We start from the raw sequence: 1053 nt of genomic DNA, 5'->3' as shown, positions 1-1053 counted from the left end.
GATTGAAAACCTCCTGACCTTTGCTAAAGCCCCTGATCGCGTCCAGATCGCACACATAGAGCACGCCCGCGATCTGCGCCATTCCGCTAGGATTTACCAGATCGTCTATAAAATTTGTCTCAACGACATTGGAATTTTTTACGATCCTGCTGATAAAACCGTTCCTGCCTAGCGAATCTTCGTTTTTGCCGCGATTTGCGATGTAAAAAGCGTCATCGGTAATGAGCGAACCACTAGGTACGCTAAATCCGTCGATCTCGAGGCCAAAAAGCGCGCCCGCCAAGGCGCACGAAAGTAGAACTTTTTTCATAATCTCTCCTTAATCTCGCCAAAATTTTAAGAATTTTAAAATTTTAAGGGAAGCGACGAGTGCCGGGTTAAAATTTTAAAATTCGCAGCGAGCTTTAAGATGAGCGAAATTTAAACCCGCAGAGCAAATAAAAGCGCAATTTTAATTAAACAAGGTGGCTTAATCGGCAAAATTCTAGCGGGTTGGAGGGCCTTGCTTCGCGCGTCGCTTTTAATTTGATGCGTCGAAGCCGAAGTGAGTGGGTTTTGTGCGCGCTTTAGTTTGCGCCATCGCTCGCGAAATTACGCCGTGAAATTAGACAGCATCTCGCGCGTAATTTCAAGCACCGTTGCATATGTAATTCATTTGCGGCTGTGTTCGTTTTGAAATTTAATTCTGCGAGTGGATATTTTTTGCAAACTGTGGGCGTGATTTTTATGCGCAGATGAAAGCGTTACGTTTAAAGACGCCTCCGCTTTAAAATTTGATTTAATTTAAACAAAGCGCGATTAAAATGCGATTTAAATTTTATGCACCGCGGGTGTAAAATTTCGGTCGTAAAAGTGAGTCTGTAGCAAAAAATTTTGGCTCTCTTTAACTTAAGCTCACACAAAGGAGTAGTAAGTTACGATGAGAGCTATGAAAAACAGGTATATAGTCCGTTCCCAAATTTCAGAAAAGAAATTTAGAGAAATTTTAAAGTACTTCGCAGAAGATATAGAAGCATCAAAGATATCAAATTTAACTAAAATTTCAGAAGCAAC

General features: G+C 41.1%; 2 pseudogenes. One reads left to right on the top strand and one right to left on the bottom strand.

Annotated features, from left to right (window positions below):
* Window positions 1-310 (bottom strand): annotated as a pseudogene (locus Q0614_RS09715) (ATP-binding protein); the annotation flags it as partial.
* Window positions 311-919: 609 nt separating this feature from the next.
* Between Q0614_RS09715 and Q0614_RS09710 the strand changes: the two are divergent.
* Window positions 920-1053: pseudogene (locus tag Q0614_RS09710) on the top strand (IS1595 family transposase); the annotation flags it as partial.

The organism is uncultured Campylobacter sp., assembly GCF_937997595.1.
Lineage (GTDB): Bacteria > Campylobacterota > Campylobacteria > Campylobacterales > Campylobacteraceae > Campylobacter_B.
Note: the sequence above shows the minus strand (reverse complement) of the source record. Positions and strands in the feature narration are given on the sequence as shown.